10 protein-coding genes and 1 pseudogene are annotated in these 15,388 nt (G+C 73.2%); 6 read left to right on the plus strand and 5 right to left on the minus strand.

Translation table 11 applies throughout. The features are described from left to right. Nucleotides 1–165: 165 nt before the first annotated feature. On the minus strand, nucleotides 166–3,168 hold the full coding sequence (locus ACFY0D_RS19250) for a beta-N-acetylglucosaminidase domain-containing protein (protein WP_390799393.1): 3,003 nt from the start codon (nucleotides 3,166–3,168) through the stop codon (nucleotides 166–168). Between the two features lie 214 nt (nucleotides 3,169–3,382). Between ACFY0D_RS19250 and ACFY0D_RS19255 the strand changes: the two genes are divergently transcribed. Continuing rightward, nucleotides 3,383–5,410, plus strand: coding sequence for a 4-alpha-glucanotransferase (locus tag ACFY0D_RS19255; RefSeq protein ID WP_390799394.1), 2,028 nt, complete (start codon nucleotides 3,383–3,385; stop codon nucleotides 5,408–5,410). A 20-nt stretch (nucleotides 5,411–5,430) separates the two neighbouring features. Next, nucleotides 5,431–5,673: a hypothetical protein gene (locus tag ACFY0D_RS19260; protein ID WP_390799395.1), complete on the plus strand. Its 243-nt coding sequence runs from the start codon at nucleotides 5,431–5,433 to the stop codon at nucleotides 5,671–5,673. A 145-nt stretch (nucleotides 5,674–5,818) separates the two neighbouring features. Here the strand turns inward: ACFY0D_RS19260 and ACFY0D_RS19265 are convergent, their stop codons facing one another. Beyond that, nucleotides 5,819–6,310 (minus strand): MarR family winged helix-turn-helix transcriptional regulator, encoded by a 492-nt coding sequence (locus tag ACFY0D_RS19265; protein WP_382544416.1) that lies wholly within the window; start codon nucleotides 6,308–6,310, stop codon nucleotides 5,819–5,821. Between the two features lie 117 nt (nucleotides 6,311–6,427). On the opposite strand from ACFY0D_RS19265, the gene ACFY0D_RS19270 reads away from it, so the two are divergent. The 4 genes from ACFY0D_RS19270 to ACFY0D_RS19285 all read left to right on the plus strand — a co-directional run bounded on the left by ACFY0D_RS19270 (nucleotide 6,428) and on the right by ACFY0D_RS19285 (nucleotide 10,667). Then, a complete protein-coding gene (locus tag ACFY0D_RS19270; protein WP_390799396.1) occupies nucleotides 6,428–7,747 on the plus strand; it encodes an MFS transporter in 1,320 nt (439 codons plus the stop codon). A gap of 103 nt (nucleotides 7,748–7,850) precedes the next feature. Further along, nucleotides 7,851–8,783, plus strand: a complete 933-nt coding sequence (locus ACFY0D_RS19275) for an EamA family transporter (RefSeq protein ID WP_390799397.1) — start codon at nucleotides 7,851–7,853, stop codon at nucleotides 8,781–8,783. Between the two features lie 50 nt (nucleotides 8,784–8,833). Further along, nucleotides 8,834–9,754, plus strand: a complete 921-nt coding sequence (locus ACFY0D_RS19280) for a DMT family transporter (protein WP_390799398.1) — start codon at nucleotides 8,834–8,836, stop codon at nucleotides 9,752–9,754. Between the two features lie 10 nt (nucleotides 9,755–9,764). Beyond that, nucleotides 9,765–10,667, plus strand: a complete 903-nt coding sequence (locus ACFY0D_RS19285) for a LysR family transcriptional regulator (protein WP_390799399.1) — start codon at nucleotides 9,765–9,767, stop codon at nucleotides 10,665–10,667. Between the two features lie 140 nt (nucleotides 10,668–10,807). Here ACFY0D_RS19285 and pepN read toward each other — a convergent pair whose 3' ends face one another. The 3 genes and pseudogenes from pepN to ACFY0D_RS19300 form a co-directional block, all read right to left on the minus strand. Further along, nucleotides 10,808–13,399, minus strand: a complete 2,592-nt coding sequence (gene pepN / locus ACFY0D_RS19290) for an aminopeptidase N (RefSeq protein WP_390799400.1) — start codon at nucleotides 13,397–13,399, stop codon at nucleotides 10,808–10,810. A 141-nt stretch (nucleotides 13,400–13,540) separates the two neighbouring features. Further along, complete coding sequence (locus tag ACFY0D_RS19295) at nucleotides 13,541–14,569, minus strand: aspartate-semialdehyde dehydrogenase (RefSeq protein WP_390799401.1); 1,029 nt, start codon at nucleotides 14,567–14,569, stop codon at nucleotides 13,541–13,543. A 323-nt stretch (nucleotides 14,570–14,892) separates the two neighbouring features. Next, nucleotides 14,893–15,153, minus strand: a pseudogene (locus ACFY0D_RS19300) (zinc ribbon domain-containing protein); the annotation flags it as partial. Nucleotides 15,154–15,388 lie beyond the last annotated feature (235 nt).

Below are 15,388 nucleotides of genomic sequence, written 5' to 3' on the forward strand. Positions count from 1 at the left end.
CGGCCTCCCGGGGCTCCGCCCCGGACCCCGCGCCTCAAACGCCGGCGGGGCTGGAGGAGCGCCTCAAACGCCGGCGGGGCTGGAGGAGCGCCTCAAACGCCGGCGGGGCTGGAAGGGCGCCTCAAACGCCGGCGGGGCTGGACGGGCGGGGCCGGGAGCGCCGGGTTACGGGGTGACCGCGTAGGCCTCCGCCGACCAGAGGGAGCAGCCGTACCGCGTCGCGCGGGTCTCGCACGTGATCCGCAGGAAACGGGTGTCCGGGGCGTCCATCCGGAGCGACTCGTGGCCGCCCCGGGAGGCCGTCACGGCTGCCGCCGGGCGCCAGGTCACCCCGTCCGCGGAGGTCTCCACCCGGTACGCCGACGGGTACGCGTCCTGCCAGTGCAGTTCCAGCCGGCCCACCCGCGCCGGGGCGGGCAGCTCCGCCCGCCACCACGCGCCGTCCACCGCCGGTGACGACCAGCGCGTGGCCGCGGAGCCGTCCACGGCCGCCGAGGCCGGGAAGTCGGGGGTCTCGTTCGCCGAGGAGGTCGCCCGCGCGTTCCGCAGCAGATCGGGACCGCCGGTACGGGCCACCGCACGCACCGTCAGGGTGCGTGACTCCCCGTCGAAGGTCACCGGCACCTGGTAGGTGCCCGGCCGGGTGCCCGCGGCGACGCTGACCTCCAGCGGGATCGACACCTGGCCGCCCCGCGGGGCCACCGCCGTCTGCGGAAGGCGGACCTCGATGCCCGCCGGCGGCCGCGCCGACAGCGGTCCGCGGACCTCGCCGGGACCCAGCGCGGACAGCTGCGCCGAGACCCGCTGCGCGGCGCCGCCGATCTCGGCGTCGGCCGAGGCCCCGTCCGTCAGCTCGAAGCGGGCCCGCGGGCCGTCCCCGAACCACGGCACCACCTGGTGCACCGCGGGCGCGGACCCGGCCCCGGCCCAGGACAGGCGCACCGCGTCCGCGCTCAGCCCCGCCGTCTCCACCTGGGTCCAGCCCGAGGCCGCGGCGTCGGCGACCTTGCGCCAGCCCTCGCCGGGTACGTGCGCCTCCACCACGGCTCCCCGCGCCCCGGCGGGGAGCGGGTCGGTCATCACGGTCACCGCCGACACCGGGCGCGGGGCGTCCAGCCGTACGGTCCAGGCCTCGGCCTCCTTCGTCACCGTGCCGGTCTCGCGGGTGGCGCCGGTCCAGGCGTCGGCCTCGGCCACCGCCTTCGTCAGGAAGGGGTCCAGGACGGCCTTGTCCACCCGGGCCGATCCCGGCTGCGCCAGCGCCGCCCGGACCTCGGTCAGGGCCCGGGAGGCCTGCCAAGCGGCCGTTCCGTCCCCGCGGGCCTGGGCCTGCAGGACGTCCACCGCCAGCTCGCCCGCCGCCCCGTAGCGCGCCAGGCGATCCAGCCAGGGACCCGCCTCGCCCGACAGGGCCGGCAGCCGGTCCTTGGCCTCGCGCAGGACCGTGAACGCCTTGCGCAGCTCGGTCCCGGCCGCCGGATCGCCCGCGGCGCGGGCCTTCCAGAACTGCTCGACGAGCGGCTTCAGATACGCCGACTCCTCCTGCTTGAGGCCGGACGACGCGGTGTTCCCGGCGAGCGCCGCCACCGCCTGACGCGTGCGCGGGTCGGTGCCCGTCAGCTCCCGTACCGCCGCGGCCCACGACTCGCCGGCCCGGTAGCCGCGCGGGTTCCACGCGAAGTCCGCCGCCGTGAACAGCGGGATCCGCGACAGGGTGCCCTGCGGCATCGCGTTGGCCAGCAGCGCCGCCGAACCGCCCGCGACCGCCGGCTCGCGGCCCGCGTACGGGCCGAGGAAGATCCGGCCCGGATCCCAGTCGTTCACCGGGTAGTTGTCCATGGTGATCAGCGGATGCCCGAGGGCGGCGCGCGCGCCGGCCAGCTCCTTGCCCGTGATCGTGCGCGGCACCACGCCCACGCCCGTCCAGGCCACCTCCACCCGCGGGTCGAGTGCGCCCGCCAGGGCCGTCCGGTAGGTGGTGGCGCCTTCCTGGTAGTACTCCGTCGGCAGCAGCGACAGCGCGGGCGCTCCCGGGTACCGGGCGGCCAGGTGTGCGGCCAGTCCGCCCGCGACCTCAGCGTGCGCCTTCGCGGCCGCCGCCGGGCCCTTCCCGTACCGCTCCCGGTCGGCCTTGCAGCCCCACTCGGTGTAGCTGACGTCCTGGAACTGCACCTGGAAGGCGCGGAAGCCGAGGTCCCACATCGCGTCCAGCTTGCGCGCGAGCGCCGCCCGGTCCGCCTCCGAGGACAGGCACATCGACTGCCCGGGGGTCACCGCCCAGGCCAGGACGACCTGGTTGGCGCGGGCCCGTTCGGCCAGCGCGCGGAATTCCGCCTGCTGCTCCAGCGGGTAGTCCTGGCGCCAGCCCGTCGTGCGGTACGGGTCGTCGCCGGGTGCGACGAGCATCCGGTTCTGCTTGGTGCGCCCCATGAAGTCCAGCTGCGCTAGGCGCTGTTCCTGGGTCCACGGCTGCCCGTAGAAGCCCTCGGTGATCCCGCGCACCGGTGCGGCCGGCCAGTCCCGCACCAGCACTCCGGGCATCTTCCCGCCGCCCGCGGCCAGGAGTTGGCGCAGTGTCTGCGCCGCGTGGAAGAGTCCTTCCGCGCCTATGCCGGCCAGCGCGATCGTGTCCCGGCCGGCGTGGCGGCCAGCGGCCAGCCGGTAACCCCCGGCAGGCAGGTCCGACGGCGCGGCCGCGCCCAGCGCCCGCAGTGCCTGCTCCGCGTCCGCGTCCTGGAGCCGTACGACGGTGCCCCGTGCGGGCAGCGGGGCGCCGGGGGCCGGCTCGTGGACGGTCTTCACACCCGCCGCGCGCAGGGCGTCCCGCACCACACGGACGGCGTACGGATCGGCGTCGGCCGCCGCGACGAGTACGGCCTCGGTGCCCAGCGGCAGCTCGCGCGCCGGATCGGCGGCCATCGACTGCGGCCGGGGCCACACGGCGGGCCCCTCGGAGGCCGCCCGGGGGATGTCGGCTCCCGGGTCGAGCATCGGCCCGGCCGCGTTGGACGCGGGGGCGGCTCCGGGGCCCGCTCCGGGCGCCGGTCTGTCCGGTGTGGTGGGCGCCGCGAAGGTCCCGGGTGGCGCGGAGGACACGGCACCGCCCAGCAGCGTGCCGATCACCGCCACAGCGGCGGCGGTGTTCCGCCTCCTACCCCTGAGCTGCACGGAGCCTCCTCGTCCCGAAACGTCCCCCACTCGTACGAATGAGCCTGAGCCCACCATCCGTGCGGCTGGAGTGTCAATGTGGGTGGGTGATCTGCCCCGGATGTGGCAGGAATGCGGTGCCTCCGAGTGGGTATGGACGCGGTGTTCCCCGGCGGCGTCCCACCCTTGTGAACCACCCTTGTGCCCCCATCATCTGACTCATCCTCATGCCCTGATGCCCGCACGCACGAAGGAGCGCCCGCAGATGGACGACCTGGCCCGGCTCGCTGCCCAGTACGGAGTCGCCACCGACTACCGGCCCGCCGCGGACGTCACCGTCCCGGTACCGGAGGCCACCGTCAAGGCGGTCCTCGCACTGCTGGGGGTGGTCACCGACGACGCGGCGAGCATCCGGGTGTTCGCCGAGTCCGCCGCGCAGGAGGCGGCCGGGCGGCTGCTGCCGCCCACGGTGGTGCTCTGGCAGGGGGAACGGGTGGCTCCGGAGCCCGCCGGGCTGCCCCCGGGCACCCGGGTGCGGGTGGTGGCGGAGGAGACGGGGGAGGTGCTCGCGTGGGGCCCCGCACTGCCGCTGGGCATCCACCGGCTCATCGCCGAGGCACCCGACGGACGCAGCGCCGAGGCCACCCTGGTCGTGGCCCCGGAGCGGGCCCCGGCCGCGCCCGAGCGGGCCCACGGGCTGCTCGTCCAGCTCTACTCCCTGCTCTCCGAGCGCTCCTGGGGCATGGGCGACCTCGGCGACCTGGCGGAACTCGCCCGCTGGGCGGGCCGTACCCATGGCGCCGGGTTCATCCAGGTCAATCCGCTGCACGCGGCCGTGCCCGGGGTCCCGACCGACCCCTCCCCGTACCGGCCGTCCTCGCGGCGCTTCCCGGACCCGGTCCACCTGCGGATCGAGGACGTCCCCGAATACGCCGACTGCCCCGACCGCCAGGCCCTCGCCGACCTCGCCGCCCGCGGCGGGGAGCTGCGCCGCCAGGTCCTGGAGAAGGGCGCGCTCATCGACCGGGACGCGGTCTGGGAACTCAAGCGGTCCGCCCTGGAACTGCTGTACGCCGTCCCCCGCACCCCCGAGCGTGAAGCCGCCTACCGGGCGTTCTGCGCCGAACAGGGAGTCCCGCTGGACGTGCACGCCACCTGGTGCGCCGGGCACGCGGGAGCGGAGGACCCGAAGGAGCGGGCCGACTTCCACCGCTGGCTGGTCTGGCTGACGGACGGCCAGCTCGCCGCCGCGCAGCGGGCCGCCCGCGAGGCCGGCATGACGGTCGGCATCGTCCACGACCTCGCCGTCGGGGTGCACCCGCAGGGTTCCGACGTCTTCGGGTCACCCTGCTACGCCCGGCACATCTCGGTCGGGGCACCGCCGGACGCCTTCAACGCGCGCGGCCAGGACTGGGGGCTGCCGCCGTGGCGCCCGGACGTGCTGGCCGCCACCCGCTACGCCCCCTTCCGGTCCCTGCTGCGCGGGGTGTTCCGCTACGCGGGCGCCCTGCGGATCGACCACGTGATGGGTCTGTTCCGGCTCTGGTGGATCCCGGAGGGGACCCCGCCCGCGGAGGGCGCGTACGTCAGCTACGACGGCGAGGCCATGCTGGCGATCCTGGTCCTGGAGGCCCACCGCGCGGGCGCGCTGGTCATCGGCGAGGACCTCGGGACGGTGGAGCCGCGGGTCCGTCAGGAACTGGCCCGGCGCGGGGTGCTCGGCACCTCGGTGCTCTGGTTCGAGCGGGACTGGGACGGCGCCGGGGACCCGCTGGCCCCGCAGGCCTGGCGGGCCGACTGCCTGGCCACCGTCACCACCCACGACCTGCCGCCCACGGCCGCCAAACTCGCCGGGGGCCATGTGGAACTGCGCGACCGGCTCGGCCTGCTGACCCGTCCGGCCGAGCTGGAACGAGCCCAGGACGCCGCCGACACCGCCGAGTGGCTGGAGCTGCTGGACGGGCTGGGGCTGGACACCAAGGGCGAGGAGGCCGCCGTACGGGCCCTGTACGCCTTCCTGCTGCGCACCCCCGCGCGGCTGGTCGGCGTATGGCTGCCGGACGCGGTGGGGGACCGGCGGCCGCAGAACCTGCCGGGCACCTGGGACCAGTACCCCAATTGGCGGCTGCCGGTCGCCGATGCCGCGGGGCGGCCGCTGACCCTGGAGGAGCTGGTGTCCTCACCCCGGGCGAACGCCCTGCTGAGCGCGGTGGGGGAGGGCGCACGGCCTCGTACGGCACCCCCGGGCGCGCGCCCCGTTTAGGTGTTCGCTACGTTTGCACCGTGGACAAGAAGAACGCTCTGCGCGCCGGCGCCGTCACGGCCGGAACCGCGCTGATGATGCTGCTGATGACGTCTCCCGCCCTCGCGCTCACCCGCGACGACGGTGACGACCCGGGTCCGGGCCTGAGCGTCGGCGAGACGGTCGGCCTGTACGTGGCCCTGCCCATCGCTATTTTCCTGGCGATCGTCGGTCTCGTGATGGTCCTCGACAAGTCGTCGGACCGGAAGCCGAAGCAGGCCTGAGCCGGTCCGGCCCCACGGGGCCGGGACCAGCGGACTTTCCCGGGCGCCGGGGGTCCGCACCGCCGATTCGATTCGGCCGTGCGACGACCCCCGGCGCCTTGTCGTGCCCTCGGTGCCCTGGCAGCCCTCAGAGCCCTCAGGGCCCTCAGACGGCGGCCAGGAGCCGACGGAGCAGGCCGGTGAGCACGGCGATCTCGTCGTCGGTCAGCCCGGTGAGCGCGGCGCGCTGTACTTCCAGACCGGCGCTGACGGCCTCGTCGATGAGCGCGAGGCCGCGGTCGGTGATCGTCACCTGGAGCCCCCGCCGGTCGTGCGGATCGGGCTTGCGGCAGAGCAGCCCGGCCTTCTCCAGCTTGTCCAGACGCCCGGTCATGCCGCCCGTGGTGAGCATGAGGGTGGCCGAGAGCTGCCGGGGCGAGAGCGTGTACGGGTCGCCCGACCGGCGCAGCGTGGCCACGACGTCGAACTCGCCGCGTGAGATGCCGAAGCGCGCGTAGCACTGCTCCATCGCGTCGCCCATGCCCTTGGCGATCCGGTAGATGCGTCCGAAGACGGCCATGGGAGCCGTTTCCAGGTCGGGGCGCACGGCGAACCACTGGGCCGTGATCGCGTCCACTGCGTCCTTGTCGTCACTCATGTGCGCAGTATCCGGCCTCCCCGAGATCGTTCGCAAGAAAGTTGCTTGACGGTAAGTAGCTTAGCGGTAAGCTACTTACCAGCAATCGAGTCCGGGGGAGAGGTCATGGCCGTGTTCATGAGGAAGACAGCCGCGTCAGGGGAAGCGAAGGTCGCGGGGGAGCGGTCGCTGCTCCTCGGAATCGGTATCAGCTCGGTCGGGATCGGTATGTACATCCCCTTCTCGCTGGTCTTCTTCCACCACGTCACCGGCCTCTCCCTCACCGTCGTCGGCCTGGTCATGACCGTCACCGGGCTGGCCGGGCTGGCATTCATGCCGCTGGCCGGCGCGGCCGTCGACCGGTACGGCGCCAAGCGGGTCAACCTGGTGCTCTACGGGATACGGGCGCTCGGCTTCGCCCTCTACCCCTTCGCGAGCTCCCTGGCCGCCTTCGCGGCCGTCGCCCTCGTCACCGCGTTCGCCGACCGCTCGTTCTCCGTCGTCCAGCAGTCCCTGATCGGCGAGGTGGCGCGGGGCGCCGCCCGCGACCGGCTCCAGGCGTCCATCCGGGCCCTGCAGAACGCCGGGATGGGCGCGGGAGCCCTGCTCGTATCCGGGGTGCTCGCCCTGTGGGGCACCGGCGGGTTCACGTACACCGCCTGGGGCAACTCGCTGGCCTTCGCCCTCGCCGGACTGCTCGTCAGCCGGGTCCGGGCGGTCCGGGCGGTCCGCGCCGGGGAGGCCGCCGCCACCGCCGGGCCGCCGGACGCCGGGTACCGGACGGTCCTGCGCGACCGCCCCTTCCTCGGGCTCACCGCCGCCAACTTCCTCACCGCGCTGGGCTACTCCGCCCTCTCCGTCCTCTTCCCCCTCTACCTCTCGACCTGGCTGACGGCCCCCGACTCCCTGACCGGAGCCGCCTTCACCGTCAACACCGTGCTGTGCGCCGGGATCGGCGTACTGGTCGCGGGCCGGGTCCGCCGCTCCGGTGCCCGCCGCACCCGCTCGGCCGCGCTCGGCGCCCTGCTCTTCGCCGCCGCCTTCGTCGGGCAGATCGTGCTCGGCACCCTGCGGCCCGGCCGGACCGCCACCCTGATCGCCCTGCTGGCCATCGTCGTCGTCTACACCCTCGGCGAGCTCGTCCACAGCCCCTCCGGCGGCGCCCTGTCGGTCTCCGCCGCCCCCGAGGCCGTCCGTGGCCGCTACCTGGCCACCTACCAGCTGTCCTACTCGCTGGCCGGTGCGCTCGCCCCCTCCCTCTTCACCGCCCTGCTCGCCGTCGACGGCCGCCTGCCCTGGGCCGTCCTGGCCGTCGCCGCCCTCGGCGCCGCGCTGGCGCTGCTCCGGCTGGAGCGGCACCTGCCGGCCGAGGCCGTGCACGCCGAGCCCCCGGTGGTGCGTCGCCGGCCGAGGACGACGCGGCGAGGCACGGTGCCGACCCCCGCGAGCCCGGCCTGATCGGCAAGGCCTCCGCCGCAGCGCCGGTCCCCGTGACCGCCGCCGGGTGAGCCCCGCCGGTCCTCCCACCCGTTCCCCCCGCCCGATCCAGGAGTCACCCGCCATGAAGCGTTCGGCCACCGTCGCCCTGACCGCACTCGCCCCCATCTCCTGGGGCTCCACCTACGCCGTGGCCACCGAGCTGCTGCCGCCCGACCGGCCGCTGTTCACCGGGGTCATGCGGGCCCTGCCCGCCGGACTGCTGCTGACCGCGCTGGCCCGCACCCTGCCCAAGGGGCAGTGGTGGTGGAAGTCCGCCGTCCTCGGCATCCTCAACATCGGCGCCTTCTTCCCGCTGCTGTTCCTCTCCGCCTACCGGCTCCCCGGCGGGGTCGCGGCCGTACTGGGCGCCGCCGGCCCGCTGTTCGTCGTAGGGCTGGCCGCGCTGGTCCTCGGGGAGCGGGCGAGCCTGCGTACCGTGCTCGCCGCCGTCGTCGGGGCGTTCGGCGTGAGCATGGTCGTCCTGACCGCCGAGGCCCGGCTCGACGCGGTCGGCGTCGTCGCCGGTGTGATCTCCTCCGCCTCCATGGGCGCCGGCACCGTGATGACCAAGCGCTGGGGCCGCCCCGAGGGCGTGGGCCCGCTGGCGATGACCGGCTGGCAGCTCACCGCGGGCGGACTGTTCATCATTCCCGTCGCCGCCCTCGTCGAGGGTGCCCCGCCCGCGCTCGACGGCAAGGCCTTCCTCGGCTACGGCTACATGATGCTGATCAACACCGGGATCGCGTACTGGCTCTGGTTCCGCGGCATCGGAGCCCTCAGCGCCACCTCGGTCACCCTGCTCGGCCCGCTCTCCCCGCTCACCGCCGCCGTCATCGGCTGGGCCGCCCTCGGGCAGGCGCTGTCGCCCGTCCAGCTCGTCGGGATGGCGATCGCCTTCGGGGCCACCGTCGCCGGCCAGCTGGCGGCCGCCCGTAAGCCCAAATCGTTCAGTTCTGCTGAAAAGAACGATCAGAACATTTCGATGGACCTGACGGATGAGGCGGTGCGACGGTAGTCCCCACGCACCACCAGCCCACCCCGAGGAGCAGACCCACAGTGGCCGTCATGGACCGCGTCCGTACCGTCTCGCAAGCCAAGCCCGGCAGCACGGGGAAGAAAGGTGCCGCCGGGCTCGGCGTGCTCCTCGCCCTGCTCGCGACGGTCGTCTGGTCCGGCAGCTTCGTCGCCACCCGGGGCATGGCCGAGACCGTCCCACCCGTCCAGGCGGTCTTCTGGCGCTGGATCATCGCCCTGCTCGCCGTCGCCCCCTTCGCCGCCCGCCAGGCCTGGCGGCAGCGGGCCCTGATCCGGCGGCACCTCGGCTTCATCGCCCTCGCCTCGCTGTTCGGAGTCACCCTCTACAACACGCTCGTGCACCAGGCCGGACTGACCACCTCCGCCTCCAACATGGGCATGATCATGGCCGCTTCGCCCGTCATCATGGCTCTCTACGCCCGTCTCGGCGGCGAACGGCTCGGCAAGCGGCGGACCTTCGGCCTCCTGCTCGCCGCCTCCGGGGTGCTGCTGCTCGTCGGGGACGGCTCGGTCGGCTTCGACTTCGGCGCCGGAGACCTGTGGATGTTCGCCGCCGCCCTCTCCTTCGCCACGTACAGCGCCCTGCTGCGGCGGCGGCCCGCCGAACTCGGCGGACCGGCCTTCCTGATCACCACCTTCGTGCTCGGCGCGCTGATGCTGGCACCCGCCTACGCCGTCTCCGTCTCCGTCCAGGGCGGCTTCGAGGTCACCACCGGGACGGTCGGACCGCTGCTCTACGTCGGGGTGTTCTCCTCGGCCGTCGCCTTCTTCGCCTGGAACAAGGCCGTCTCGATGATCGGGGCGGCCCGCGCCGGAGTCGTCTACTACCTCCAGCCGGTGTGCGTGGCCGGGCTCGGCTTCCTGCTGCTGGGCGAGCACACCGGACCGGCGCAGCTGCTCTGCATGGCGCTCATCCTCGGCGGAGTCGGGCTGGGGAGTGCCCGGCGGTAGGTTCGGGCCCATGACCGAGTGGGACATCAAGAAGCTGCGGATCCTGCGGACCCTCGCCGAACAGGGGACCGTGACCAGGACGGCCGAGGCGCTCCACATGACGCCCTCGGCCGTCTCGCAGCAACTGACCAACCTCGCCCGGCAACTGGGCGTGGTGCTGCTGGAGGCCGAGGGCCGCCGGGTGCGGCTCACGGACGCGGCCCACCTCGTCCTGCGGCACACGGAGGCGGTCTTCGCGCAGCTGGAGCGGGCCGACGCGGAACTGGCCGGATACCTCGCCGGGGACACGGGCGAGGTACGGGTGGGCGCCTTCTCCACCGCCGTACCGGCGCTCGTGGTCCCGGCGGTGGCCGCGCTGCGGCGGACCCACCCCGGGGTGGAGGTCCGGGTCCGGGAGACCGAGGCCGCGGAGGCCTACGAACTCCTGTCGGCCGGGGGCGTGGACCTGGCGCTGTCCCTCACGGCCCACGCACCGACCGCGCGCGATCCCCGGTTCACCCGGGTGGCGCTCCTGGAGGACCCGCTGGACGTGGCGCTCCCGCCGGGTCACCCGCTGGCGGCCGCGCCCGGCCTGCGGCTGGCGGACCTGTCCGGCGACCCGTGGATCTACGGGGGCAGCGGCCCCTGGTCGGAGATCGCCCGGTCCGCGTGCGAGGCGGCGGGCTTCGTCCCGGAACAGGCGCACTCGGCGTCCGGCTGGACCGCGATCCTGGCGATGGTGGAGGCCGGGATGGGGGTGGCGCTGGTTCCCCGGATGGTGTCGAGCCGCGCCTCGGGCGTGGCCGTCCGCGTGCTGTCCCGGGACCGCCCGACGCGGCACGTGCTCGCCGCGGTCCGCCGCGGCGCCGAATCCGCGCCCGCGCTGTCCCACGTCCTGGCGGCGTTGCGCGCCGTGGCTTCGGCCCGGCGGTAGTGCCTGCGCGGCACGGCTGCCGGGGGCGCTGCCCCCGGACCCGCGCCCGCGCCCTCAAACGCCGGGCGGGGCTGAAGTTCAGCCCCGCCGGCGTTTGAGGCGCGGGGTCCGGGGCGGAGCCCCGGCTACGGCGCGAGCCGTCAGACCTGAGCGGCGGCGGCAGCGGCGTCCGCGGCCTGGGCCTTCAGCGCGCGCTCGACGCCCGCGCGGGACTCCGAGACCAGCCGGCGCAGGGCCGCGCTCGGCTCGGCCGAGGCCAGCCACGCGTCCGTCGCGTCCAGCGTCTCCTGCGAGACCTGCAGCGCCGGGTAGAGGCCCACCGCGATCTGCTGGGCGATCTCGTGGCTGCGGGTCTCCCAGACCTCCTTGACCGCCGAGAAGAACTTCCCGGTGTACGGGGCCAGCAGCTCGCGCTGGTCGGTCTGGACGAAGCCGCCGATCACCGCCTCCTGCACCGCGTTCGGCAGGTCGCCGGACTCCACCACCGAGGCCCACGCCTCGGCCTTGGCCTCCGCCGTCGGGCGCGCCGCCCGGGCGGTCGCCGCGTGGCGCTCGCCGGCCGCCGTGGCGTCCCGCTCCAGCTCCGCGGCGATGGCCGGCTCCCCGGCGACGCCCGTCGCGGCGAGCCGCTCCAGGAACGTCCAGCGCAGCTCGGTGTCGACGGCCAGGCCCTCGATCTCCGCCGCACCGTCCAGCAGCGCCGACAGGTAGGTCAGCTGCCCCTCGGTGCGGGCACTGGCCGCGAAGGCCCGCGCCCACGCCAGCTGGTGGTCGCCCGCCGGCTCGGCGCCGCGCAGGTGCTCCAGGGCGGCCTCGGTCCAGGCCGCCAGGCCCTGCTCCCGCCACGCCGGGTCGGCGTACAGGTCGATGGCCAGCTTCACCTGGCGGTGCAGCGACTGGACCACGCCGATGTCGGACTCCTTGCCGATGCCCGAGAGGACCAGCGCGAGGTAGTCGCGGGTGGCGAGCTCGCCGTCACGCGTCATGTCCCAGGCGGAGGCCCAGCACAGGGCGCGCGGCAGGGACTCGGTGAAGTCGCCGATGTGCGCGGTGACGGTGGCGAGGGACTGCTCGTCCAGGCGGACCTTCGCGTAGGACAGGTCGTCGTCGTTCAGCAGGAAGACCGCCGGACGGGTGCGGCCGACCAGCTCCGGCACCGTGGTCAGCGCGCCGTCGATGTCCAGCTCGATCCGGTCGGTGCGCACGAGCGCGCCGTCCTGGAGCTCGTACAGGCCGACCGCGATGCGGTGCGGGCGCAGGGTGGACTCGCCCTTGGCGCCGGCGGGCAGCGCGGGCGCCTCCTGGCGGATGCCGAAGGCGGTGATCACACCGTTCGCGTCGGTGGTGACCTCCGGGCGCAGGATGTTGATGCCGGCCGTCTCCAGCCACGCCTTCGACCAGGCGGCCAGGTCGCGGCCCGAGGTCTCCTCCAGGGCGCCCAGCAGGTCCGACAGGCGCGTGTTCCCGAACGCGTGCGCCTTGAAGTACGCCTGCACGCCCTTGAAGAAGGCGTCCGTGCCGACGTAGGCGACGAGCTGCTTGAGCACCGAGGCGCCCTTGGCGTACGTGATGCCGTCGAAGTTGACCATGACGTCGTCGAGGTCACGGATGTCGGCCATGATCGGGTGCGTGGACGGCAGCTGGTCCTGCCGGTACGCCCAGGTCTTCATGGAGTTGGCGAAGGTGGTCCACGCGTGCGGCCACTTCGAGCCCTCGGCGTAAGCCTGGCAGGCGATCGACGTGTACGTCGCGAAGGACTCGTTCAGCCACAGGTCGTTCCACCACTCCATGGTGACCAGGTCGCCGAACCACATGTGCGCGAGCTCGTGGAGGATCGTCTCCGCGCGCACCTCGTACGCCGCGTCCGTCACCTTGGAGCGGAAGACGTACTGGTCGCGGATGGTGACCGCGCCCGCGTTCTCCATGGCGCCCGCGTTGAACTCCGGGACGAAGAGCTGGTCGTACTTGGCGAAGGGGTAGTCGTAGGCGAACTTCTCCTGGAACCAGTCGAAGCCCTGCCGGGTGACGTCGAAGATCGCGTCCGCGTCGAGGAACTCGGCGAGCGAGGGGCGGCAGTAGATGCCGAGCGGTACGGACTGGCCGTCCGGGCCCTCGTAGGAGCTGTGCACCGCGTGGTACGGGCCGACGATCAGCGCGGTGATGTACGAGGAGATGCGCGGGGTCGGCTCGAAGCGCCAGACGTTGTCCTTGACGTCCGCGGCCTCGGGCGTCGGAGAGTTCGAGATGACCGTCCAGCCCTCGGGGGCCGTCACGGTGAACTGGAACGTGGCCTTCAGGTCGGGCTGCTCGAAGCTGGCGAAGACCCGCCGCGCGTCCGGTACCTCGAACTGGGTGTAGAGATAAGCCTGCTGGTCGACCGGGTCGACGAAGCGGTGGAGGCCCTCACCGGTGTTCGTGTACGCGCAGTCCGCGACGACACGGAGCTCGTTGGCCCCGGCCGCCAGGTGGCTCAGGGCGATCCGGGAGTCGTGGAAGACCGCCGCGACGTCCAGGGACTTGCCGTTGAGGACGACCTCGTGCACGGCCGGAGCGACCAGGTCGATGAAAGTCTCGCCCCCGGCCTCGGCCGACTGGAAGCGCACGGTGGTCACGGACGGGTAGGTGCCACCCTCCTGTGCGCCGCTGAGATCGAGTTCGATCTCGTAGGAGTCGACGGTCAGCAGCTTGGCGCGCTGCTGAGCCTCTTCACGGGTGAGATTCGTGCCTGGCACGCGTTCATCTCCTTCGATGGTGACGTTGCCCGGCCATCCTGCCATTCGGACAGCGCCACCGCCTCGGAGTAATCCATGGGCGAAAAAACGCGCGCGAGGGCGGCACCGTGACGGTGCCGCCCTCGCGTCGGGTGAGCGGGATCAGCCGCGCAGCTCCTCGGCCACGAGCTCGGCGATCTGCACCGCGTTCAGGGCCGCGCCCTTGCGCAGGTTGTCGTTGGAGAGGAACAGCGCGAGGCCGTTCTCCACCGTCTCGTCGGAGCGGATGCGGCCCACGTACGAGGCGTCCTTGCCCGCCGCCTGCAGGGGGGTCGGGATCTCCGAGAGCTCGACGCCCGGAGCGTCCTTGAGCAGCTCGTAGGCGCGCTCGATGCTGATCGGGTTCGCGAAACGGGCGTTGACCTGGAGGGAGTGGCCGGAGAAGACCGGCACGCGCACGCAGGTACCGGAGACCTTGAGCTCCGGGATCTCCAGGATCTTGCGGGACTCGTTGCGGAGCTTCTGCTCCTCGTCGGTCTCGAAGGAGCCGTCGTCGACCAGGTTGCCCGCGAGCGGGATCACGTTGTAGGCGATCGGGCGCTTGTAGACGGCGGGCTCGGGGAAGTCCACCGCGCCACCGTCGAAGGTCAGCTGGTCGGCCGTCTCGGAGACCGCGCAGGCCTGGCCCTTGAGCTCGGCCACACCGGCCAGGCCCGAGCCGGAGACGGCCTGGTAGGTGGTGGCGATCAGCGCGGTCAGGCCGGCCTCGTCGTGCAGCGGGCGCAGCACCGGCATCGCGGCCATGGTGGTGCAGTTCGGGTTCGCGATGATGCCCTTGGGGCGGTTCTTGATCGCGTGCGGGTTGACCTCGGAGACCACGAGGGGGACCTCCGGGTGGCTGCGCCAGGCGGAGGAGTTGTCGATCACGACGGCGCCCTGGGAGGCGACCTTCTCGGCCAGCGCGCGGGAGGTCGAGCCGCCCGCGGAGAAGAGCACGATGTCCAGGCCCGCGTAGTCGGCCGTGGAGGCGTCCTCGATGGTGATCTCCTGGCCCTCCCATTCGAGGGTGGAGCCCGCGGAACGGGCCGAGGCGAACAGCCGCAGCTCGTCCACCGGGAACTTCCGCTCGGCGAGGATGCCGCGCATGACTCCGCCGACCTGTCCGGTGGCTCCGACGATTCCGACCCTCACGGTGACTCCTTTTGGTACGTACGACGCGGGCGCGCGTGGAGCCATCATGCGTTCGACCCCACGAGCCTTGTCCAATCCATTGTCCGAGGTACGGACGGTGTCCTGAATGTGAACCCCTGTGGCGAGTTCGTGGCGGGCGTGTTGCGGAGCCCCTGAACACCCGTTTTGCCTGGTCGGAGCCGGTTAGCGTCCGGTCTGTCGTGTTGGGTGATCCACGCGCCGGGTATCCCGGAAGGGTGTGCTGGGAGGATCGCCCTGGCGCGGTCATCGCGCTCTATGTCAACTACTGGTCGCCGACGCGACCCAGTTTGCGTTGCGGCGCATCACTGGCTGTGATGCGCTGTCCGCGTCCGGCCGTCTTGCTGGTGCGGGACGGCTGGGGCCGGTGACGGGGCCCCGCGTCGCCACATCGTCCGCGCGCGTGCGCGGATGTTGTGGGAGCTGTTGAGGTCTGCGTGATCAACGAATCCGCAGGACCGGCAGGCGAAGCGGGCTTGTGAGGTCCGGTTCGCTTTGTCGAGGTGCCCGCACTGGGAGCAGGTGCGGGAGGTGTACGCCGGATCTACGTACACCACCGGCACACCGCCGCCGCTGGGCACGGCGTCTGGCCGACTTGGTCCCCTTGCGTTGCGGCTTGCTGCGTCAATCTGCCAGGACAGCATCCGGTCGTCGTACGGCTGTCCCGCGTCCGCCCGGAATCACCTTGAGCGCCGCCGCCTGATCAGGCGTCGGCAGCAGCTTGACCTGCACCACCAGCTTCACGAACAGCGAACCTAACGGCTCGCACAGTCATCTGCTGCACGAGCTCCTGTTCGTCAC

Origin of the sequence: Streptomyces sp. NPDC001502, assembly GCF_042894785.1 — a bacterium.
GTDB lineage: Bacteria > Actinomycetota > Actinomycetes > Streptomycetales > Streptomycetaceae > Streptomyces > Streptomyces kutzneri.